The organism is Rhizobium sp. CB3060, from assembly GCF_025200735.1.
In the GTDB taxonomy this organism is placed as follows: Bacteria; Pseudomonadota; Alphaproteobacteria; order Rhizobiales; family Rhizobiaceae; genus Rhizobium.
In genome coordinates this window covers 2,669,524-2,688,111 of record NZ_CP104158.1, presented here as the reverse complement: position 1 = coordinate 2,688,111, position 18,588 = coordinate 2,669,524, and the positions used below count along the sequence as shown (strand labels likewise).

The 18,588-nt window shown below is 60.3% G+C and carries 24 protein-coding genes; 10 read left to right on the top strand and 14 right to left on the bottom strand.

The features are described from left to right. Positions 1–94 precede the first annotated feature (94 nt). Both N2601_RS13085 and N2601_RS13080 read right to left on the bottom strand, forming a co-directional pair. Positions 95–400, bottom strand: a complete 306-nt coding sequence (locus N2601_RS13085) for a DUF1244 domain-containing protein (protein WP_104824225.1) — start codon at positions 398–400, stop codon at positions 95–97. 63 nt (positions 401–463) lie between these two features. Beyond that, on the bottom strand, positions 464–1,261 hold the full coding sequence (locus N2601_RS13080) for an N-formylglutamate amidohydrolase (protein ID WP_104824224.1): 798 nt from the start codon (positions 1,259–1,261) through the stop codon (positions 464–466). 206 nt (positions 1,262–1,467) lie between these two features. On the opposite strand from N2601_RS13080, the gene N2601_RS13075 reads away from it, so the two are divergent. From N2601_RS13075 to N2601_RS13055, 5 genes are all read left to right on the top strand, one after another. Continuing rightward, on the top strand, positions 1,468–1,956 hold the full coding sequence (locus N2601_RS13075; protein WP_028752900.1) for a DUF1036 domain-containing protein: 489 nt from the start codon (positions 1,468–1,470) through the stop codon (positions 1,954–1,956). Next, the gene (gene pyk, locus N2601_RS13070; protein ID WP_104824223.1) at positions 1,956–3,395 is read left to right on the top strand and encodes a pyruvate kinase; all 1,440 of its coding nucleotides are present in this window, start codon (positions 1,956–1,958) and stop codon (positions 3,393–3,395) included. Before N2601_RS13075 ends, pyk begins: the two co-directional genes overlap by 1 nt. Before the next feature lie 339 nt (positions 3,396–3,734). After that, complete coding sequence (locus N2601_RS13065; RefSeq protein WP_104824222.1) at positions 3,735–5,129, top strand: selenium-binding family protein; 1,395 nt, start codon at positions 3,735–3,737, stop codon at positions 5,127–5,129. Positions 5,130–5,156: 27 nt separating this feature from the next. Further along, positions 5,157–5,786 carry a hypothetical protein gene (locus N2601_RS13060; protein ID WP_104824221.1) on the top strand — a complete coding sequence of 210 codons (630 nt, stop codon included), beginning with the start codon at positions 5,157–5,159 and terminating at the stop codon, positions 5,784–5,786. A gap of 77 nt (positions 5,787–5,863) precedes the next feature. Further along, on the top strand, positions 5,864–6,499 hold the full coding sequence (locus tag N2601_RS13055) for a LysE family translocator (RefSeq protein ID WP_104825200.1): 636 nt from the start codon (positions 5,864–5,866) through the stop codon (positions 6,497–6,499). Positions 6,500–6,502: 3 nt separating this feature from the next. On the opposite strand, the gene N2601_RS13050 is transcribed toward N2601_RS13055, so the two are convergent. The 4 genes from N2601_RS13050 to N2601_RS13035 form a co-directional block, all read right to left on the bottom strand. Continuing rightward, positions 6,503–7,474: a threonine ammonia-lyase gene (locus N2601_RS13050; protein WP_104824220.1), complete on the bottom strand. Its 972-nt coding sequence runs from the start codon at positions 7,472–7,474 to the stop codon at positions 6,503–6,505. 89 nt (positions 7,475–7,563) lie between these two features. Then, positions 7,564–8,136, bottom strand: a complete 573-nt coding sequence (locus tag N2601_RS13045) for a DUF4865 family protein (RefSeq protein WP_104824219.1) — start codon at positions 8,134–8,136, stop codon at positions 7,564–7,566. 2 nt (positions 8,137–8,138) lie between these two features. Continuing rightward, a complete protein-coding gene (locus N2601_RS13040) occupies positions 8,139–8,534 on the bottom strand; it encodes a cupin domain-containing protein (protein ID WP_104824218.1) in 396 nt (131 codons plus the stop codon). Between the two features lie 5 nt (positions 8,535–8,539). Next, complete coding sequence (locus N2601_RS13035) at positions 8,540–8,929, bottom strand: tautomerase family protein (protein WP_104824217.1); 390 nt, start codon at positions 8,927–8,929, stop codon at positions 8,540–8,542. 110 nt (positions 8,930–9,039) lie between these two features. On the opposite strand from N2601_RS13035, the gene N2601_RS13030 reads away from it, so the two are divergent. Beyond that, positions 9,040–9,981, top strand: a complete 942-nt coding sequence (locus N2601_RS13030; protein WP_104824216.1) for a LysR substrate-binding domain-containing protein — start codon at positions 9,040–9,042, stop codon at positions 9,979–9,981. On the opposite strand, the gene N2601_RS13025 is transcribed toward N2601_RS13030, so the two are convergent. From N2601_RS13025 to N2601_RS13000, 6 genes are all read right to left on the bottom strand, one after another. Then, the gene (locus N2601_RS13025) at positions 9,960–11,009 is read right to left on the bottom strand and encodes an alpha/beta fold hydrolase (RefSeq protein ID WP_104824215.1); all 1,050 of its coding nucleotides are present in this window, start codon (positions 11,007–11,009) and stop codon (positions 9,960–9,962) included. The genes N2601_RS13030 and N2601_RS13025 overlap by 22 nt on opposite strands. A gap of 137 nt (positions 11,010–11,146) precedes the next feature. Then, positions 11,147–11,776 (bottom strand): hypothetical protein, encoded by a 630-nt coding sequence (locus N2601_RS13020; protein ID WP_104824214.1) that lies wholly within the window; start codon positions 11,774–11,776, stop codon positions 11,147–11,149. A 98-nt stretch (positions 11,777–11,874) separates the two neighbouring features. Beyond that, complete coding sequence (ykgO, locus tag N2601_RS13015) at positions 11,875–12,000, bottom strand: type B 50S ribosomal protein L36 (protein WP_003582204.1); 126 nt, start codon at positions 11,998–12,000, stop codon at positions 11,875–11,877. 153 nt (positions 12,001–12,153) lie between these two features. Next, positions 12,154–13,212 carry a 5-(carboxyamino)imidazole ribonucleotide synthase gene (locus tag N2601_RS13010; RefSeq protein ID WP_104824213.1) on the bottom strand — a complete coding sequence of 353 codons (1,059 nt, stop codon included), beginning with the start codon at positions 13,210–13,212 and terminating at the stop codon, positions 12,154–12,156. Continuing rightward, positions 13,209–13,703 (bottom strand): 5-(carboxyamino)imidazole ribonucleotide mutase, encoded by a 495-nt coding sequence (purE, locus tag N2601_RS13005; protein WP_028752912.1) that lies wholly within the window; start codon positions 13,701–13,703, stop codon positions 13,209–13,211. Before purE ends, N2601_RS13010 begins: the two co-directional genes overlap by 4 nt. 18 nt (positions 13,704–13,721) lie before the next feature. Then, on the bottom strand, positions 13,722–13,925 hold the full coding sequence (locus tag N2601_RS13000) for a YdcH family protein (protein ID WP_028752913.1): 204 nt from the start codon (positions 13,923–13,925) through the stop codon (positions 13,722–13,724). A gap of 229 nt (positions 13,926–14,154) precedes the next feature. Between N2601_RS13000 and N2601_RS12995 the strand changes: the two genes are divergently transcribed. After that, entirely contained in the window at positions 14,155–14,328 is a 174-nt protein-coding gene (locus N2601_RS12995) for a YdcH family protein (protein ID WP_081670329.1), read from the top strand. 209 nt (positions 14,329–14,537) lie between these two features. On the opposite strand, the gene N2601_RS12990 is transcribed toward N2601_RS12995, so the two are convergent. Both N2601_RS12990 and N2601_RS12985 read right to left on the bottom strand, forming a co-directional pair. Further along, positions 14,538–14,798: an ArsR/SmtB family transcription factor gene (locus N2601_RS12990; protein ID WP_104824212.1), complete on the bottom strand. Its 261-nt coding sequence runs from the start codon at positions 14,796–14,798 to the stop codon at positions 14,538–14,540. A 75-nt stretch (positions 14,799–14,873) separates the two neighbouring features. Beyond that, the gene (locus N2601_RS12985) at positions 14,874–15,398 is read right to left on the bottom strand and encodes a tetratricopeptide repeat protein (RefSeq protein WP_158704492.1); all 525 of its coding nucleotides are present in this window, start codon (positions 15,396–15,398) and stop codon (positions 14,874–14,876) included. Between the two features lie 124 nt (positions 15,399–15,522). Here N2601_RS12985 and N2601_RS12980 point away from each other — a divergent pair. The 3 genes from N2601_RS12980 (at position 15,523) to N2601_RS12970 (ending at position 18,568) form a co-directional block, all read left to right on the top strand. Continuing rightward, a protein-coding gene (locus N2601_RS12980; protein ID WP_260303135.1) for an IS630 family transposase occupies positions 15,523–16,480 on the top strand; the annotation gives its coding sequence in 2 pieces (ribosomal slippage) (positions 15,523–15,873 and positions 15,875–16,480; 957 coding nt in all). Between the two features lie 183 nt (positions 16,481–16,663). Next, positions 16,664–17,317 (top strand): thiamine phosphate synthase, encoded by a 654-nt coding sequence (locus N2601_RS12975; protein WP_260303134.1) that lies wholly within the window; start codon positions 16,664–16,666, stop codon positions 17,315–17,317. A gap of 9 nt (positions 17,318–17,326) precedes the next feature. Beyond that, complete coding sequence (locus N2601_RS12970) at positions 17,327–18,568, top strand: tetratricopeptide repeat protein (RefSeq protein ID WP_104824209.1); 1,242 nt, start codon at positions 17,327–17,329, stop codon at positions 18,566–18,568. The last annotated feature ends 20 nt before the right edge of the window (positions 18,569–18,588 follow it).

Below are 18,588 nucleotides of genomic sequence, written 5' to 3'. Positions count from 1 at the left end.
ATATCCTCTCTTGCTGCCTTGAGGCCTGAATTCGATGGGCCGTTGACCTGCCGTGAATGGAGCGCGAGGTCAAGCCGTCTCGATGAACGTCGCCCTATTCCTTCGGCCTGTTCTGCTCAAAAGCGGCTTTTTGCACAGCGGAAGCCTCCGTCTGGTGCAGATTTTTCCAGTCCTCGTAAGGCATGCCGTAGACCATTTCGCGCGATTCGTCCTTGGTCACCGGCAGGCCCGCTTCCTCTGCCGCCTCGCGATACCAGTTGGACAGGCAGTTGCGGCAGAAACCGGCAAGATTCATCAGGTCGATGTTCTGCACGTCGCTCCGCTCGCGCAGATGCGCGACAAGGCGACGGAAGGCGGCTGCCTCCAGTTCGGTCTGCTGTTCCTTGGTGAGCTCAGTCATCTCTGTTTCCTCACGTCATTTTTCCGGCACGATTTCGTCCGAGGCCGCTTTGCTTGTTTGGCGTCAAGCCTCGTCATACGGGCCGGTACGCGACGGATAGCGCTTATATTCGTGTAGCGCCGGGTCGTCGTTCATCGCCGCAAAGATCGGCGCCAGCCGCGCGGCCCACTCGCTGATGCCCGCCTCATCACCGATCAAATCCTGGCGGACTTCGAGCAGCGCGTGTGCGATGCCCTTGGCCATGCAGTGGCGGTACATGGTGTCGTTCCTCAGCGCCCCGTCATAGGGTTCGTTGTCGCCTATAACGAGATTGGTGTCGGCGCTGAGCTTTGCAAGAAGCGGCAGCACGGCGCGATCGTCGCTGTCCCAGAGCACGCTTGCATGCCAAGGGCGAGGGACGCCCTTCCAGGCCGGTGTGAAGGAATGCAGCGACAGCACCAGCGGCGCCTTGCCCGTCGCGTCGGCGACCGATGTGATCGTCTCATCCACGGCGCGGTGATAGGGGCGGTGGAAGGCCTCGATGCGGTAGTTCCACTCTTCCTCGGTGATCGGATGATTGCCTGGGATGATCGCCCCGTCGGAGATTTTCATGATCAGGGTCGGGTCGTCTTCGCCGCGGTTCGGGTCGATCAGCAGGCGGGAAAAGCCGCCCAGCACGGCGGGCACGCCGAGCCGCGCCGAAAGTTGGCGGCAAAGCCCCTCGATGCCGATGTCATAGGCGATATGCCGCGAAAAGGCAGTTTCGGGCAGGCCTAGCCGGCCATAGCGTTCGGGGAGGTGCCGCATCGCATGATCGCCGAGGATGACCATGCCTTTGTCACGATTGCCGGTTATGATTTCGAAAGATTTGAAGTCATTCATGTGGATTGTCGATTATCGCATTTTTCAGCCCGTTGTTTGATTGCATGCGCGGGCAGAAGGTGCAAGGCTCGGCCTCTTGATCGGGCGAGAGCGAGGCCGCAGGGCACTGCTACCATCCCGTGAAGAAAATATAATCGATTAGAGTTGCGTTGACATTCGTGGGATGGCAGCGCAAGAAGACGCAACAACGAATAACCGGGAGCCCATTGGAAGCCGTGTCCAGCCAAGTCGCGCCAAGTTTCGTTACGCGGTCAGGGCCGCTTGCCCGATTCGCATTTTTCATCCTTGCCGCCGCCGCGCCATTTTTCTTCATGCCAAATGCAGCCCATGCCGATTTCCGCGTCTGCAACGGTACGCAGAATCTCGTGGGTGTGGCGATCGGCTATCGTGCGAAGGAAGGCTGGGTGACCGAGGGATGGTGGCAGGTTCCGGCCACCACCTGCGCGACTTTGATCGAAGGGCCGCTTCAATCCCGCTATTATTACCTCTACGCAGAAGATGCAGCTCGCGGCGGCCGCTGGACGGGCGATATCGAAATGTGCGTGGCGGAAAATGAATTCAAAATCCCAGGCGTGAAGGATTGCTACGCGCGCGGTTACCAGAAAATGGGATTCAAGGAATACGACACGGGGCGTCAGGCGAGTTGGATGGTTCAGCTCTCCGATACCCCGGGCAGCCAAGAAAGCCAGAATTGATGAAACGCAACCGAAAAGTCAAAATCCTAGCGACGCTCGGCCCAGCTTCCTCCGAAGAGGAGATGATTCAGAAGCTGCATGAGGCCGGTGCCGACCTCTTCCGCATCAACATGAGCCATGCCAGCCATGACCTGATGCGCACGCTCATCCAGCGTATCCGCGCCGTCGAGGCCCGCTGTGGCCGTCCGATCGGCATTCTCGCCGACTTGCAGGGTCCCAAGCTGCGTGTCGGTAAGTTTGCCCAGGGCAAGGTCGATCTCAAGCCCGGCCAGACCTTCACGCTCGACAACAACGATACGCCCGGCGACAATACCCGCGTGTTCCTGCCGCATCCGGAAATCCTGGAGTCGGTTCAGCCCGGTCACCGGCTGTTGATCGACGACGGCAAGCTCGCGCTTCGCGCTGAAAAGTGCGACGGCAAGAGCATTGTCACGACCGTCATTTCCGGTACGAAGATTTCCGACCGCAAAGGCGTCAGCCTGCCGGATACGCTGCTTGGCGTCGGCGCGCTGACCGACAAGGATCGCACCGACCTTGACGCCGTTCTCGCCACCAACGAAGTCGACTGGGTTGCGCTCTCCTTCATCCAGCGTCCGGAAGACCTGTCCGAAGTCCGCAAGATTTCGCGCGGCCGCGTCGGCCTGATGTCGAAGATCGAGAAGCCGCAAGCTGTCGAGCGCATCGAGGAAATCATCGAGCTTTCCGACGCGCTCATGGTCGCCCGCGGCGATCTTGGTGTCGAAATGCCACTCGAAGCGGTTCCCGGCATCCAGAAGCAATTGATCCGCGCCTGCCGCCGTTCCGGTAAGCCGGTGGTCGTCGCCACGCAGATGCTGGAATCGATGATCTCGGCGCCGGTTCCGACCCGTGCCGAAGTCTCCGACGTCGCCACCGCCGTCTTCGAAGGCGCTGACGCCGTCATGCTGTCGGCCGAATCCGCTTCGGGCGACTATCCGGTCGAGGCCGTATCGACAATGGCTTCGATCGCCAGCACCATCGAGCGCGAGCCGCACTATCCGGGCATTATCTACGCTCAGCGCGCGCAGCCGGAAGCAACTGGCGCCGACGCTATCTCGCTCGCTGCCCGTCAGATCGCCGAGACGCTGAAGCTTGCCGCCATCGTCTGCTACACCTCGTCGGGCACGACCGGTCTGCGCGCTTCGCGCGAGCGCCCGCAGGTTCCGATCCTGGCGCTGTCGCCGATCATCCAGACGGCTCGCCGTCTGTCGGTGGTTTGGGGTATGCACTGTGTCGTCACGCATGACGCCACGGACCTCGACGATATGGTCAACAATGCCTGCCGCATCGTCGCCGAGGAAGGCTTCGGCAAGCCCGGCGACCGCATCATCATCTCCGCCGGCGTGCCGCTCGGCACTCCCGGTGCGACCAACATGCTCCGCATCGCCTATATAGGCTCTGACGGCCAATCAGGCGTCTGATTGCCGGTATTTACAAGTATCGAAGCCCGCTGCCTGAGAAGGCGGCGGGCTTTTGCGTTATGGGAAAGGCCAGGGCCTTCGCGCCAACCTTCATCTTGAAAAGATAACCGGTCGCTGTGGTGAGAATGGCGGCGAAAAAGGCTGCCCAAACCCGCCTTTATCTGAGATAATCGCGCGGGGAGGATTGCCTCTGCTGCATGTTCAGCGGAGAGGACAGTCGCAAATCAGTATCCCATTGAAGCATTTGATCCTGCCCCGTCCGCAGCGATGAGCCTGCTGTCGGCAAGCATCTAGCGAACATCTTCACTGTTCAGCAATCGCGAGCCAGGAGCACTTCACATGGTAACGTGGAAACCCGATCCGAGCTTTTATCCGTCACCGCGCATGGCCATGAAGGCGGCGCCGGAGACGCTTGCCTATGTCGTTGCCTTCGATCCGACGCGAGCGGTTCCCGACGAGCTCGCGGTCGTCGATGTCGATCCCAATTCAGCCTCTTACGGTCAGATCGTCACCTCCGTCGCGATGCCCAATGTCGGTGACGAGTTGCATCATTTCGGCTGGAATGCCTGCTCGTCCTGCCTTTGCCCGAATGCGCCGCATCCGCATGCGGAGCGCCGTTATCTGGTCGTGCCGGGATTGAGGTCTTCGCGCATCCACATCATCGATACCAAGCCCGATGGCCGCAAACCATCGATCGTCAAGGTCATCGAGCCCGGCGAAGTCGCCGAGCGCGCCGGATATTCCCGGCCCCACACCATTCACTGCGGACCGGAAGGGATCTATGTCGCCGCTCTTGGCAATGCCGAGGGGAAGGGACCGGGCGGGGTGTTCCTCATGGATCACGAGACCTTCGAGGTGCGCGGCCAATGGGAAATGGATCGCGGACCGCAGCAGCTTTCCTATGATGTCTGGTGGCACCTTGGTCACGATACGCTCGTCACCAGCGAGTGGGGTACGCCGGATACATTCGAAAATGGCCTGATTCCGGAAGTCCTGCTCGGCGCAAAATATGGCCGCCGTCTGCATTTCTGGGATCTGCACAAGCGCAAGCATCTGCAGACGATCGATTTCGGAGACAAGTATCAGCTCGTATTCGAACTCAGACCCGCGCATGACCCGACCAAGGCCTATGGTTTCGTCAACTGCGTTCTCAGTCTTGAGGACCTCTCCTCCTCGATATGGGTCTGGCATCGCGACGGCGAGAAGTGGGCGGTGACGAAGGTGATCGACATTCCAGCGGAGCCTGCCGATCCGGAGCAGTTACCGCCGATGCTCAAGGGTTTCGGTGCCGTGCCGCCGCTCGTTACCGACATCGATCTTTCGATGGATGACAGATTTCTCTACGTCTCCTGCTGGGGGACCGGCGATCTGCATCAGTATGATGTCTCCGATCCCTTCAAGCCGAAGCTGACGGGGAAGGTCAGGATCGGCGGCATCGTTTCGCGCGCGTCGCACCCGAAAGCGAAGAATGGCGCGCTGAATGGCGGCCCGCAAATGGTCGAGATCAGCCGCGATGGTCGCCGCGTCTATTTCACCAACTCGCTCTATGGCGCGATCGACGAGCAGTTCTATCCCGATGGCCTTTCCGGCTGGATGGTAAAGCTCGACGCGGGCGCGGACGGCGGCATTGCCTTCGACGAGAAATTCTTCGTCGAGTGGCCGAAATCGCATCGTCCGCACCAGGTCCGCTTGCAGGGTGGGGATTGCTCGTCGGATTCCTATTGCTATCCGTGAGCATAGGTCAGCCGGACGAGGCGCCCCATGAACGAACTCTGGCCCTGGATGCTGCTGGCGGGATTGGGCGCCTTTCATGGCCTCAACCCCGCGATGGGATGGTTGTTTGCCGTGGCGCTTGGCGTTCATCGGCAGAGTTCCGCAGCCGTGGTCAAGGCGGTGCCCGCCATTGCCCTTGGCCACGCCGTATCCATCGCGCTTGTTGCCGGAGCGGTGGTCGCTGTCGGTCTTTTTGTGGATCAGGGCGCCGTACGCACGGTCACGGGGCTGGGTCTCATCGCATGGGCTATCTGGCATCACTTTTATGGATACCGGCACCGCGTTCGCATCGGCATGCGTACTGGGCTTACGGGCCTCGTGCTCTGGTCGTTTTTGATGGCGACGGCCCACGGCGCCGGGCTCATGCTCCTGCCGGCCTTGATGCCGCTCTGCCTTGCGGGGTCACCATTGCATGACATCGGCGGGGATGCGTCCGCGGCGATGACGATTGCGGCCGTCGGTGTCCACACCCTTGCGATGTTAGTGGTCACAAGCCTCGTTGCCCTCGCGGTCTATCGCTGGGTCGGGCTCGAAATATTGCGCAGCGCCTGGATCAATGTGGATCTCGTATGGACGCTGGTTCTGCTTGGCACCGGTACTGTGCTGTTGGTCGTCTAGAGGTTGTGGAGATCCATCCCCATGCTTGCAAAGCGCAGCGGTGCATGCAAGTTTCCGACAGTCATGGGGAGGAAATCATGCACACTGCCACGCTGCTTGCCTTTGCCACTGTCTCCTTCATCGGCATCGCGACGCCGGGGCCGACCGTGCTCCTGGCATTGACCAACGGCTCGCGCTACGGCGTGCGCCGCGCCCTGGCGGGCATGGTCGGCGCCGTGCTGTCGGATTTCGTGCTGATCGGCGCGGTTGCCATCGGGCTCGGCGCGTTGCTGGCCGCCTCGGAATTCTGGTTTTCAGTGCTGAAATGGGCGGGTGCTGCCTATCTTGCCTTTCTCGGCATCATGATGCTGCGCTCCAAGGGAACGATCGACGGCATGCTCAAGGCCAGTGCCGGGCAGGCGAAAGGGACGATGCTGTCCATTGGAATGAAGAGCTTCATGGTCGCGGTGACCAATCCCAAGGGTTATCTGTTCTTCTCGGCCTTTTTGCCGCAGTTCATCGATCCTGCCGCACCGCAAATGCCGCAATATGCCATCCTCGCGGTGCTTTTCGCTTCGCTCGATTTCGCGATCATGTTCGGATACGCCGCTTTCGGCTCGCAAGCCGTGCGTTTCCTCAAGACGGAAGGTACGAAATGGCTGGAACGCGCCTGCGGTGGCGCGCTCCTCGCCTTGGCCGGCTCGCTGGCGCTTTATCGTCGCGCGACGAATTGACGGTTAGTGGCGGCGCAGCGCCGTTTCGAAGACATCGGTATCGACATTGCCGCCGGAGGTGACCGCAATGACCGTGTCGCCGTCGATCTCATTGCCATGGAAAAGGGCGGCCGCCAGCGCAACGGCGCCACCAGGCTCGACCACGATCTTGAGGCGCGTGAAGGCGAGTGCCATGGCGTCCAGCGCTTCCTCGTCGGTCACGACAAGGCCGGGGCCGCAGAGGCGCTTCAGGATCGGAAAAGTAATATTGCCAGGCTGTGGAGTGATGATGGCGTCGCAGATCGAGCCCTGCAGAGCGGCGTTGCGTTCGATTTTGCCGGAGGCAAGAGAGCGGGTGGTGTCGTCAAAGTCCTTGGGTTCGCAGGGGCGGGCCTTGAAGCCGGGCGCGCGGGCTTCCAGTGCCAGTGCAATGCCCGAGGTGAGGCCACCACCGCCGCAGGGGGCGAGCACAGTCGCGGCATCGATGCCCTCTTCGGCTGCCTGTTCGGCGATTTCCAGCCCTGTCGTTCCCTGGCCGGCGATCACCAGCGGCTCGTCGAAGGGCTTGATCAGGGTGAGGCCGCGCTCCTTGGAGAGCCGCGCACCGATCTCGTCGCGATCCTCCTTGATGCGATCGTAGAGTACGACCTCGGCGCCCAAGGCGCGGGTATTGGCGATCTTCAGCTTCGGTGCGTCCGTCGGCATGACGATGACGGCAGGGATGCCATGCAGTTGCGCGGCAAGCGCCACACCTTGGGCGTGATTGCCGGAGGAGAAGGCGATGACGCCCTTGGCACGTAGGGAGCGTTCCAGCCCGGAAACCGCCGACCAGCCGCCACGAAACTTGAAGGAACCGGTATGCTGCAGGCATTCCGCTTTCACGAACAGCCGCCGCCCGGCGATCTCATCCAGGAATGGGGAGGAGAGAAGGGGAGTGCGTCGCGCGCGACCGTCGAGGCGATCGCGAGCGGCTTCAATCATTGCAATATCGACCATGGAGGGAACACTCTTCTGCTGCGGAAAGGCCGTTCATCAATAAGACGCCGTGGTTCTCTTTAAAACAACGACTTTGTCCCGGTGACACTTCAACCGGCATCCGACAAAGAAAGGTGGCCGACATCGTAGATCTGGACACCAGGCCTCAAAACGTCTTTTGGCAGATCGGCAAGCAGACGGAAACGCACCTGCGTCCAACCGGTCGGCTCGAAGGCGGCGACGGAAGCAAGCGCTTCGCCGCGCGCGACCTCGCCAGCGGCTGCATCGCTTTCGCGCTGACGAATCTCGGCAAGCGGTGCGTAGGGCTCCATCTGAACGATCTCGCGGATGGCGAACCGGGCGTCGCGAATATCTGGCGAAATTGCAGTGTGCCAGACGACCCAGGTCTTCACCTGCGGCCAGCCGAAACTTTCCGTCACCCCGGCAAAACCAGGACCGCAGATGAAATTGCTCAAGCCCTCATCCTTTTCCCAGACATAGAAGGGCGAATAGAGGTTCTCGCGACTTCCTGTCCTGGCATCGCTTTTCCGGGCCGTGAGATAGGCCTTGAACTTCAGACCGGGAAAATTGTCGAGCATAGGCCCCTTGTCGTGGATGCGGCGATCGATAATCGCCATGTCATAGTCGGCAGGCAGGGTGAAGCTGTATTGCATGGCAATCATAGTCAATCCTCCAGCCAGGTCACGGCGGCGCCGTTCTGTGCGGCCTGAATGCTGATATAGGCGAAGGTGCTGTCCAGCGTTGCGCCATGTCTGTGACGCTCGCCGGGTGCGAAGGTGATGCAGTCGCCGGCGCGCAGTTCCTCAGTCGGTTCGTCGTTACGTTGGGCAAGGCCGACACCCGACAGGACGTAGAGAATCTGGCCATGTGGATGGGTGTGCCAACGGGTCATGATGCCGGGTTCCAGCGTGCAGCGCATGGCAGTGAGCCCACCATCCTTGTTGTTTTCGACCAACATTTCGACCCAGAAGGGCGCATTGGCGATGCCCTCTGGCGAATGCTGCGTGGCGGTTCCGGCGCGATGGATCGGAAATGGCTGTCGAATGCTTGTCTGGTTCATCGTCGTCAGGCCTGTTCGATCATCTGCGCGATGCCGTCTGCGAAGGACCAGTCCTCGCGCGTCGTCGTGATGATGTTGATCATGATATCTTCGGGCCGAATGCCCGGCGCATCCGCAAGCAGGGTGACGAGGCGGCGATAGAAGGCCTTCTTGACTTCGGTCGAGCGCGGTTTGCCGATGGTGATCTGGAAGAAAACGTAATTGTCCGAGCGCGGGCCGCCGAGATAGGTGCGGTCGAAGATCAGCTCGTTCGGCTCCAACTGATGGATTTCCTGAAAGCGATCCGTGGGCGGCACATCGAACGTTTCGACCATGGCGCGGTGGAAATTATCCGAGAGCGTCTGCAGATATTCCGGCGACTTGCCGCGGAGAAGGGAAATGCGGGTGAACGGCATGGGAAGCTCCTGTCATCTGTCCACTTGACGGGGCCACAATGCCACGGGATAATCATTCGGAAAATCAGATAATATTGGATCGATAGTCCCAAAAATGTGAATAGTTGATCATGCGGAAAGTTATCTTCGATCTCGACGTTCTGCGCAGCTTCGTGACAGGCATGGAACTTGGCAGCTTCGCCAAGGCGGCGGATCGGCTCGGGCGTTCGACGTCTGCGATCAGCGCGCAGCTCAAGAAACTGGAGGAACAGGCGGGCACGCCGATCTTCCGCAAGGCTGGGCGCGGGCTGGCGCTGACGGAAGCCGGCGAAACCATGCTCGCCTATGCGCGGCGGTTGCTGGATCTCAACGACGAGGCGGCGACTGCGCTTCAAGGCGCGGATCTGGAGGGATGGGTGCGGCTCGGCCTGCAGGAGGACTTCGGCGAGACACTCTTGCCGGAGGTGCTCGGCCGCTTTGCGCGCGCGCATCCGAAGGTGCGGATCGAGGCGCGTGTGGTGCGCAATGCCGAGCTGGTCGAGCGCGTGACCTCCGGCAAGCTCGATCTGGCCCTTGCCTGGAGCGACGGGTTTCGCACTGCCCATACCGATCGGATCGCGGAGGTTCCGATGTGCTGGGTCGGGCCGGCGCATGGTGCCACCCATTGGCGTGCCGATAGCGGCGAACCGCTGCCGCTCGCGTCATTGGAAGCTCCCTGCCTGCTGCGGTCGATCGCGACCAAGGTGCTGGACCATGCAGGCATCGGCTGGCGCATTTCCTTCGTCAGCCCCAGCCTTGGCGGGCTCTGGGCTGCAACGGCCGCTGGGTTGGGCCTGACGGTGCGTACGCCGTTGGGTTTGCCGGACAAAGTGCGGCTTATGGCGCCAGGCGAAGCCGGTCTCCCGCCGCTGCCGAAGCTCGATCTGGTCCTGCATCGCGCCGAAGCGGAAGCGAACCCGGCGACGGAGCGGCTGGCGTCGATCATGCTGCAAGCCGTGCGGCAAACGGTGGACGCGACGCCACAGGGGCGGGTGTTTGTCGATGCGCCGGACTACGAACTCGTGACCGCCTGAGCGGCGGCGGCTTCGCTCGGCAGCACGGTCTTCAGGCGGGCGAGGCGGGCTTCCGCCTCCTGAGCGAAAGCCTGGAGATCGCGTGACTGGCCGGCGAGGTGCTCCATCGCGGCGATGGCCACGTCGGTCGCGAGATAGTCCGGCTTGTGGCCGAGATGGCGGATGGTGATGAGCTCGGCGCCCGCAATGTCGCGCGCAAGGCCTCGCGAATGCAGCTCTTCCATGACGATATCGTCACTATCGCCGGTGATGATGACGGTCGGCGCCGTGATCTCGCGGTAGCGTGGTGCTTGGGCGGAAACATAGGCGAGGAGATTGGCAACGTCGGCTGCGTTGTTGCGAAAGGCCCTTGGCCGCAACACCAGCTCCGGCGCGGTCTTCGCTATGTAATCGGCAGGCCGCTGATTGGGGCGGAAGACGCCGAGCGTACCGCTTTCGACACGGTGCAGGCCGAGCGGGATCACCAGCAGATGGGCAAAGAGCCAGCCGAAGACGGGAAAGGCGGCAAGCGTATAATACCAGTCGATTCCGCCCGGCCACGGGTGGGTCGCCGGTGCTAGGAAGAGCAGGCCAGCCGTCTTGTCGGGATGGCGCATGCCGAAGGCGGCGGCGATGGCGCCGCCGAAGGAATGGCCGACGATGATGGCGTTTTCGATGCCGCGTTTCTCCATCAATCTGGCGATCGCGTCGGCCTGGCCGGAGGGCAGGGCATTTTCCGGGCCGCCGCGCTCGGAATAGCCATGGCCGGGCCGATCAACGAAGAGCATTTCCGCCCGACCCGCGAGCGGGCCGGCAAAGGCCTCGAATTGGTCGCGCAGATTGCCGCTGGCGCCATGGATGAAGACCAGCGGTGGCAGATCGGCCGTGGCCGGGCGCGGCAAGTGCAGGGCGTTCATGCGGAATTCGCCGATATCGGTCAGCTCGCCGATATTGGGATAGGCCTGCTCGATCGCGCGTGTCTTATACGCCGAGAAACCGGCTGCGGCGGCAAGAAGCAGGACAAGAGCACAAAATAGAACATCGATCATTGCAGTATGAAGTAGAGAATTGGACCACCAGCCTATCCGACGTTCATGACCTCTCGTCCGCCGTAGGCCTGCCCGTTGTTGTAAAACCCCAGACCATGCCGCTTACAGGTGGAATCACCAGCAAGCAGACAGATGCTCTAGGTGCGGCTGCCGGCGATTTTTTCAGAGAGGGTATTAAACTGGTCCTGGGCGGCGCGATTCGCTGGATAGATCTCAAGGAAGCGCTCCCAGGCCTTCAACGTCAGCTCGTCATTGCCGGTTTCGCTTAGGATCGCGGCCATGCCGGCAAGCGCGCCGAAGTGGCGCGGCTCTATCCGCAGCACCTGATTGATGTCTTCCATTGATTTGCGATAGTCGCCGATGGCGTAATTCAGCGTCGCGCGGCGATTCCAGCCCTCGACATAGTCCGGCTTCAGCGAGATCACCTGGTCAAGGAAATCCATGGCAGCGGCATTGCGCTTTTCCTGGATGGCCTTATCGGCCCACTGCATCAGGAGATTGATGGTGGCGCTGCCGGAATCGCTCCATTCCATGCGAATCTGGTCGGCGATGAGGCTCGCCTGGTCGGGATTGCGCTGGCGCTTCAACGCCGTGAAGAGATTATCGATCTGCTGCTTCGACGACAGGCTGCCGGACGCGGCGTTCGGATCTTTTTTCTCAACGATATTAGAATCATCCGCCATAGCGACATGCGGTGCGGCGGCGGTCAGAGCGAGGAGAATCGGCAAGGCCAGATATGACAAAGCAAAAATGCGCATGGCGGGCATAGTAGCCCGCCAATGTCGAAGATCAAAATAATTTTGATGTGATCATCTCAAGCGACCGCGAACGGTCCGCCTGGCCCAGGGCCAGGCGCCACGCACAATCAGCCCTGACGAGCCTTGTAGCGCGGGTTCAGCTTGTTGATGATGTAAATGCGGCCCTTGCGGCGGACCAGACGGTTGTCACGGTGACGCGCCTTGAGCGACTTGAGCGAATTCTTGATCTTCATTTTTCTGATCCGCGATGTTTGAGGGGGAATGTCACATTCGCCCGGTATCTTTAACAATCAAAAGCGCGCTCGGGGCGCGCTCTTTAGGGTGGGCAGCAAATACCCTGTCGCCTGGGCCCTGTCAACCATGTCAGGGGTTTTTTCCCAGGGCTGTTAGCGGCGAAGCTGCGTGACGTGGCCCATCTTGCGGCCGGGACGCGACTCCGTCTTGCCGTAGAGATGCACCAGCACGTCATCCTGGCTCAGCCAATCGGGAACCGAAAGGATATCGTCGCCGATCAGATTCTGCATCACGCAGTCGGAATGACGCGCCGGATTGCCGAGGGGCAGGCCGGCGACGGCGCGGATATGCTGCTCGAATTGCGAGACGACGCAGGCAGCTTCCGTCCAGTGGCCGGAATTGTGCACGCGCGGGGCCATTTCGTTGGCAATCAAGCTACCGTCGGCAAGCGCGAAGAACTCGATGCCGATGACGCCGACATAGCCGAGCGCGGTCAAAATCTTCTCCGCCGCCACGCGTGCCGCCCCCGCCGTCTCCGCGGAGATGCTGGCGGGAAGGGTGGAGGTGTGGAGAATGCCGTTGCGATGGATATTTTCCGCCGGATCGTAGCAGGCGACGCTGCCGTCCAGGCCGCGGGCGGCAATGATGGAAATCTCCCGCTCGAACGCCACGAAGCTTTCGAGAATCAGCGGCACGCTACCGAGCGCGGCATAGCCGCCTTCGGCGCTGTCGGCGGACGAGCGATAGACGCGCTGCCCCTTTCCGTCGTAGCCGAGACGGCGAGTCTTGAGCACGCCCTGGCCGCCGAAGTCGGCAAGCGCCGTTTCGAGATCGGCCTGGCTGTCGACGGCATGGAAGCGGGCGGTCGGAATGCCGCAATCGTTGATGAAGCGCTTTTCGGTCAGCCTGTCCTGCGCCATCTCCAGCGCCTTCGGCGGCGGGTAGACGGCAATATCCTTGGCAAGCCTTTCGGCGGCGGCGACCGGCACGTTTTCGAATTCATAGGTGACGACGTCGCAGCGCTTCGCCAGTTCGGCAAGCGCAATGGGATCGTCATAGGCGGCCACGATCTGGTCGTCCGCCACCTGCACGGCCGGGCAATCGGCTTGCGGCTCCAGGATGATCGTGCGGAAGTTCAAACGAGCCGCCGCCATGGCCAGCATGCGGCCGAGCTGGCCGCCGCCGATGATGCCGATCGTTTTCTCGGTCATAGGTCGTCCATCGGATACTCAGCAACGGCAGCGCTCTGCCGGGCGCGCCATTCGTCCAGCCGCTCGGCGATATCCTCGTCGCCAAGCGCCAGGACGGCGGCGGCGAGAAGGGCGGCATTGATCGCGCCGGCCTTGCCGATCGCCAATGTGCCGACGGGAATGCCTGCAGGCATCTGCACGATGGAAAGAAGACTGTCCTGGCCGGACAAGGCGCGGGACTGCACCGGTACACCAAAGACCGGCAGCGGCGTCATCGAGGCGGCCATGCCCGGAAGATGGGCGGCGCCACCGGCACCCGCGATGATGACTTTAAAGCCCTCGTCGCGTGCGCCCTTGGCGAAGCTCACCAGCCGGTCCGGCGTGCGATGTGCGGAGATGATGCGCGCGTCATAGGTGATTTCCAGCGCTTCCAACGTGTCAGCGGCGTTCTTCATGGTTTCCCAGTCGGACTGGCTACCCATGATGATGGCGACGGGCGGTCTTTCTGTCATCATCGTCGCGTCTGCTCCTCAGGCGATAATGTCGGGAATGATCTGGTCTTCCAGCTTGGTGAGCTTGTCCTTGATGACGAGCTTCTTCTTTTTCATGCGCTGGATGCGGAGCGCGTCGCAGCCCGTCTGGATCATGGCGTCGATTGCGGCGTCGTAATCCTCATGTTCCTGACGCAACCGCGCCACGATCAGCCTGATTTCCGCCTGTTCCTGATCGGCCATTCCTATTTCCCCAATGCCCTGCGGACTCGTGCTCGTTCCGCTTCGTGAATTCCGCAAGCTCCTATCACCAAATGACGGTAACGGGAAGTTATCCTTCATCACGAATTTGCCGCTCATAAGCCACGTTTTGGCCTTCGACAAGGGTCCAATATTATGGCACAGTAGTAGGGTTGACACCTAGAGCTTTGGCGATGGATGGCCAAGGTTCGTAAGAGGAAGGAAGGGTCATATGACTGTTCAAGCTCATCTTGAATCGCTCGAAAAGAAACATGTCGCTCTCGAGGAGGAGCTACATTCTGCACTGACATCTCCCTCTATCAATGATACCGAAATAGCCGACATCAAGCGCAGAAAGCTGCGCCTCAAAGACGAAATCCAACGTCTGCGATCGTCAGTTCACTGACACAACGTCTTCCTGAGGACAGAAAGCCGCCGATCGTGGCAAGGAAGACAGGCGGGCCAAGAGGCCCTGAAACAATTCCTTTGTAATAGACGGTGACTACTCCAGTCGATATGGATGCGCCAACTTCAAAACGTGAGGAGTGGGAGTTGGCGCAACTTTCCTGACAAAGATCGGGAAATTGCTGCAGAGCGCGCGCAAGAGAGCCAGTCTCAGGCCCAGAACTGATCCAGCCACAAATTGAGCTTATCGAAACCGCGGCTGTTGACCGCGTAGATGCGTTTCGTGCCTTCGGTGGTGACGGAAACGAGATTGCTGTCGAGCAACGCCTTGAGATGCTGCGATACGGCAGGGCGGCTGATCGGCAGGCCCTGCGCCAGTTCGTTGACCGTTTTCGGTGCGCGGCGGAGCTCCTCCAGCAGGTGGCGCCGGTTCGGATCCGCGATGGCTGCGAAGGGGTCCATGATCGACATGGCGAGAAGCTACGTCAAACGCCAAAGAGCGGCAAGTCAATTGTGCGCCGCATGATGAATCATGTTGGTCGCGCCCTACTTTTGCTGTTGCGGAAGCAAAAGATTGGAAAAGTCGGGCATGTTCTCGTCGGATTTCTTCTTCCAGTAGGCCGCCTGCTGTGGGTCCTTGGGGACTCCTTGGCCCTGTTCGTACAGCATACTCAGCCAAAATGCGGAGAAAGGTTCGCCCTGTTCCGCGGCTTTGCGAAATAATTCGGCCGCCTTGGAATAATCCTGATGTACGCCGCGGCCTGCGAGATACATCTCTCCCAATGCGAATTGTCCCTTAGCAATGCCCTGTTCGGCTAGCTTTTGAAACCAGAAGGCTGCCTGAGTGTCGTCCTGCTTAACGCCTCGTCCGTAAGCGTAGAGAGTGCCGACCATGCCTTGAGCCGCCACGTCCCCTTTCAGCGCTCTTTCATGATAAAGCTTGAAGGCGGTGGCATAATCCGACTTCTGATAGGCTATGAAGGCTTCATCTGGATCGGCCAGGGCGACCGTGCGAACCGCGCAAAGCGCTAAGCTCAATATTAATGCGAATATTATGCGCACTAGTTTCATATGATTTATCATGAATCCCAACCAGTCGGCGATCAGTCCCCTAGAGCATCGCACTTGAATTGAGAATCGAGTGGGGTTTTCACGAGGGTATTGGTGTGATTCACTGCGGTTGGAGGTGAATCACATGGGTAAATCTCATTCTGTTGATCTTCGTCAGCGTGTTGTTTCCATGGTCGCTAGCGGCCAATCACGGCGAGCCGCTGCCCGTCATTACGCAATCAGCGACAGCAGTGCGATCAAGCTGCTGCAACGCCGGGAGCGGACTGGGCTGATAACCCCCGCGCGTCAAGGAAGGCCACCAGGTGCAGGGAAGCTGTCAGCGTTTCGCGATTTCCTGGTTGCACAGGTCGAAGGCAAACCGGATATCACCATGCCAGAGCTTGCCCGTCGCCTTACGGATGAACATGGATTGGTTATTCCACCATCGTCTCTGTCGCGGTTTTTGATAACGCAGGGATACACATATAAAAAAACAGTTGATGGCGTCGGAACGCGCTCGCGCTGATATCCGAAAAGATCGTGATGTCTGGATTTCGAAACGCCAACCCCGGATGCGATTTGAACCGCATCGACTTGTTTTCTTGGACGAAACCGCGGTGAACACAAAGATGGTGAGACTGCGTGGGCGCTCCCCGCGTGGCGAGCGTCTCATAGCGGATGCGCCCTTTGGCCACTGGGGGACACAGACCTTTATTGCAGGCTTGCGCTGTTTCGGTCTTACCGCTCCCTGGATTATTGACAGGCCGATGAACCGGGAAATCTTCGACACCTACATCAAGACCCAGCTTGCGCCGACACTCGAACCAGGCAATGTCGTCATCCTGGATAATCTTCGCGTTCACAAGAGCGATAAAGCCAAAGCCTGCCTCAAGGAAGTTGGGGCGTGGCTCCTGTTTCTGCCGTCTTATTCGCCAGATTTGAACCCGATCGAAATGGCCTTCGCCAAAATTAAGGCCCACCTTAGAGCCGCGGCCGCTCGCACGTTTGACGCACTCTCCAATGCTCTCGGATCGATTTGCGACCTCTTCAACAGCCAAGAATGTCGTAACTATTTTACAGCCGCTGGCTATGGGTTCGATTAAAAGTACGAGGCTCTAGCTTTATTTTGGTACTGCGGCAAATATCAACTTGAGTCTTCAGTTGTCGGGCGGGCAATGCGCAGATCAGCGTCTGTTTCCCCTTGTCAGCAAGTTCTAACGGATTTACTCACAAGCATCGAATGGGTGCGCCATCCCTGATAAATGAACGCAAATATGGAAGCTTGCATGACCGTGCCCGAAGATCGCTGCCGCCTTGTTCTCATCGTTCCCGATATCGCCGATATAGAGGAGCAGGCGAAGGCGGTGGCTGACGCGTTGCGAGGCGGGGATGTGGCGTCGGTCATCATTCCGCAATATGGGCTCGACGACAGCACCTTTCAGAAGCATGCGGAAAAGCTGGTGCCGATGGTGCAGGCGGCGGGTGCTGCGGCGTTGATTGCCGGAGATAGCCGTGTCGCGGGCCGCGCCAAGGCCGACGGGCTGCACATTACCGGCAATCTTGCCGAATTCACCGAGGCGGTCGAGAAATTCGTGCCGAAGCTGATCGTCGGCGGTGGCAGCGCCACGGACAGGCACAATGCGCTGGAGATCGGCGAACTGCGTCCCGACTATATCTTCTTCGGCAAGCTCGACGGCGACATCAAGCCGGAGGCGCATCCGAAAAACGTCGCACTCGGCGAATGGTGGGCCTCGATGATCGAGATTCCCTGCATCGTCATGGGTGGCACCGATCCAAAATCGGCGCTGGAGGTGGCTTTGTCGGGCGCCGAATTCGTGGCGCTGCGCACGGCCGTTTTTGCCGACCCTTCGGCGGCGCCGTCCATCGTTGCGGAAGTGAATGCGCTTCTCGACGAAAAAGCGCCACGGTTTGAAGATTGATAGCAATCCATGTCGCTCACGCCTCGATTCCGTCACCGTTTCTTTGTTGCTGCGCTCGCCGTTGGGCTGACGGCATTGCCGCCGCTGGCGGTGGCCCAATCGAACAACAGCGATACGTCGCTGCCGGGCATTACGACACAGCCGGAAAAGGGCAGCCGGCCCACCGATAGCGGCCAATCCGACGATGCCGCTCAGTCGGATGAGACTGCGGCGCCGGACGATAGCGCGCCGGCACAAAATGATAGCGTGGTGACGCGGCCATTGAATGCCACCGTCGGCACTTTCAAGACGGAGAAGGTCGGGCCCGGTGCCGAGCCGAAAGCCGACGATGCCATCAAGCCTTCCCAGGGTGTCGGCGTTTTTGATCGCATGGGCGCGAAGCTGCCCGACCTGCCACCGGAAAAGCCCTTTACCGGCAAGGTCGACGAAGCCTATGGCGCCTTCCAGCGCGGCTATTACCTGACCGCGTTCCAGAAAGCCTTGCCGCGGGCACAGCTCGGTGATCCCGCGGCGCAGACCCTGCTTGCCGAACTGATGTCGCAGGGCCTGGGCGTCAAGCGCGACACCAAGGATGCTGCCTTCTGGTATGGCAAGGCAGCCGAGGGCGGCGATGCGACGTCGATGTTCAAATACGCGTTGCTCCTGATGGAGGGGCGCGACGTGCCGCGCGACGAGAAGAAGGCGGACGAATGGATGAAGAAGGCGGCCGATGCCGGCCAGGCATCCGCCGAATTCAACTGGGGGCAGAGCCTGACGGCGGACAATCCAGGCATCAAGGGCCTGCAGATGGCTCTCCCATATTATGAAAAGGCGGCGCAGCAGGGCATTGCCGATGCGCAATATGCCGTCTCTCAGCTCTATCTCAATCTGCCCGACCTGCCGCAGGAGAAGAAGGAGCAGGCCCGTGAATGGCTGTCGCGCGCCGCCAATGCGGGCTTCGACACCGCCCAGCTCGACATGGGCATTTGGCTGATCAACGGGATCGGCGGCAAGCAGGATTTGGAGAACGGTTTCAACTGGATGAAGGTCGCCGCCTATCGCGGCAATGTCGTTGCGCAAAACAAGCTGGCGCATCTCTATATTAACGCGCTCGGCACGAAGCAGGACCCGGTCGCTGCGGCTACCTGGTATGTCATCTCGCGTCGCGCCGGCCTGAAAGATCCGGAGCTCGAGGATTTTTACCAGGGCATCGAGGATTATCAGCAGAAGGCTGCGATCGACGCCGCGAACAAATTTCGCAGGTCGCAGTAATGCTTAAAGCGCGCAGCGTT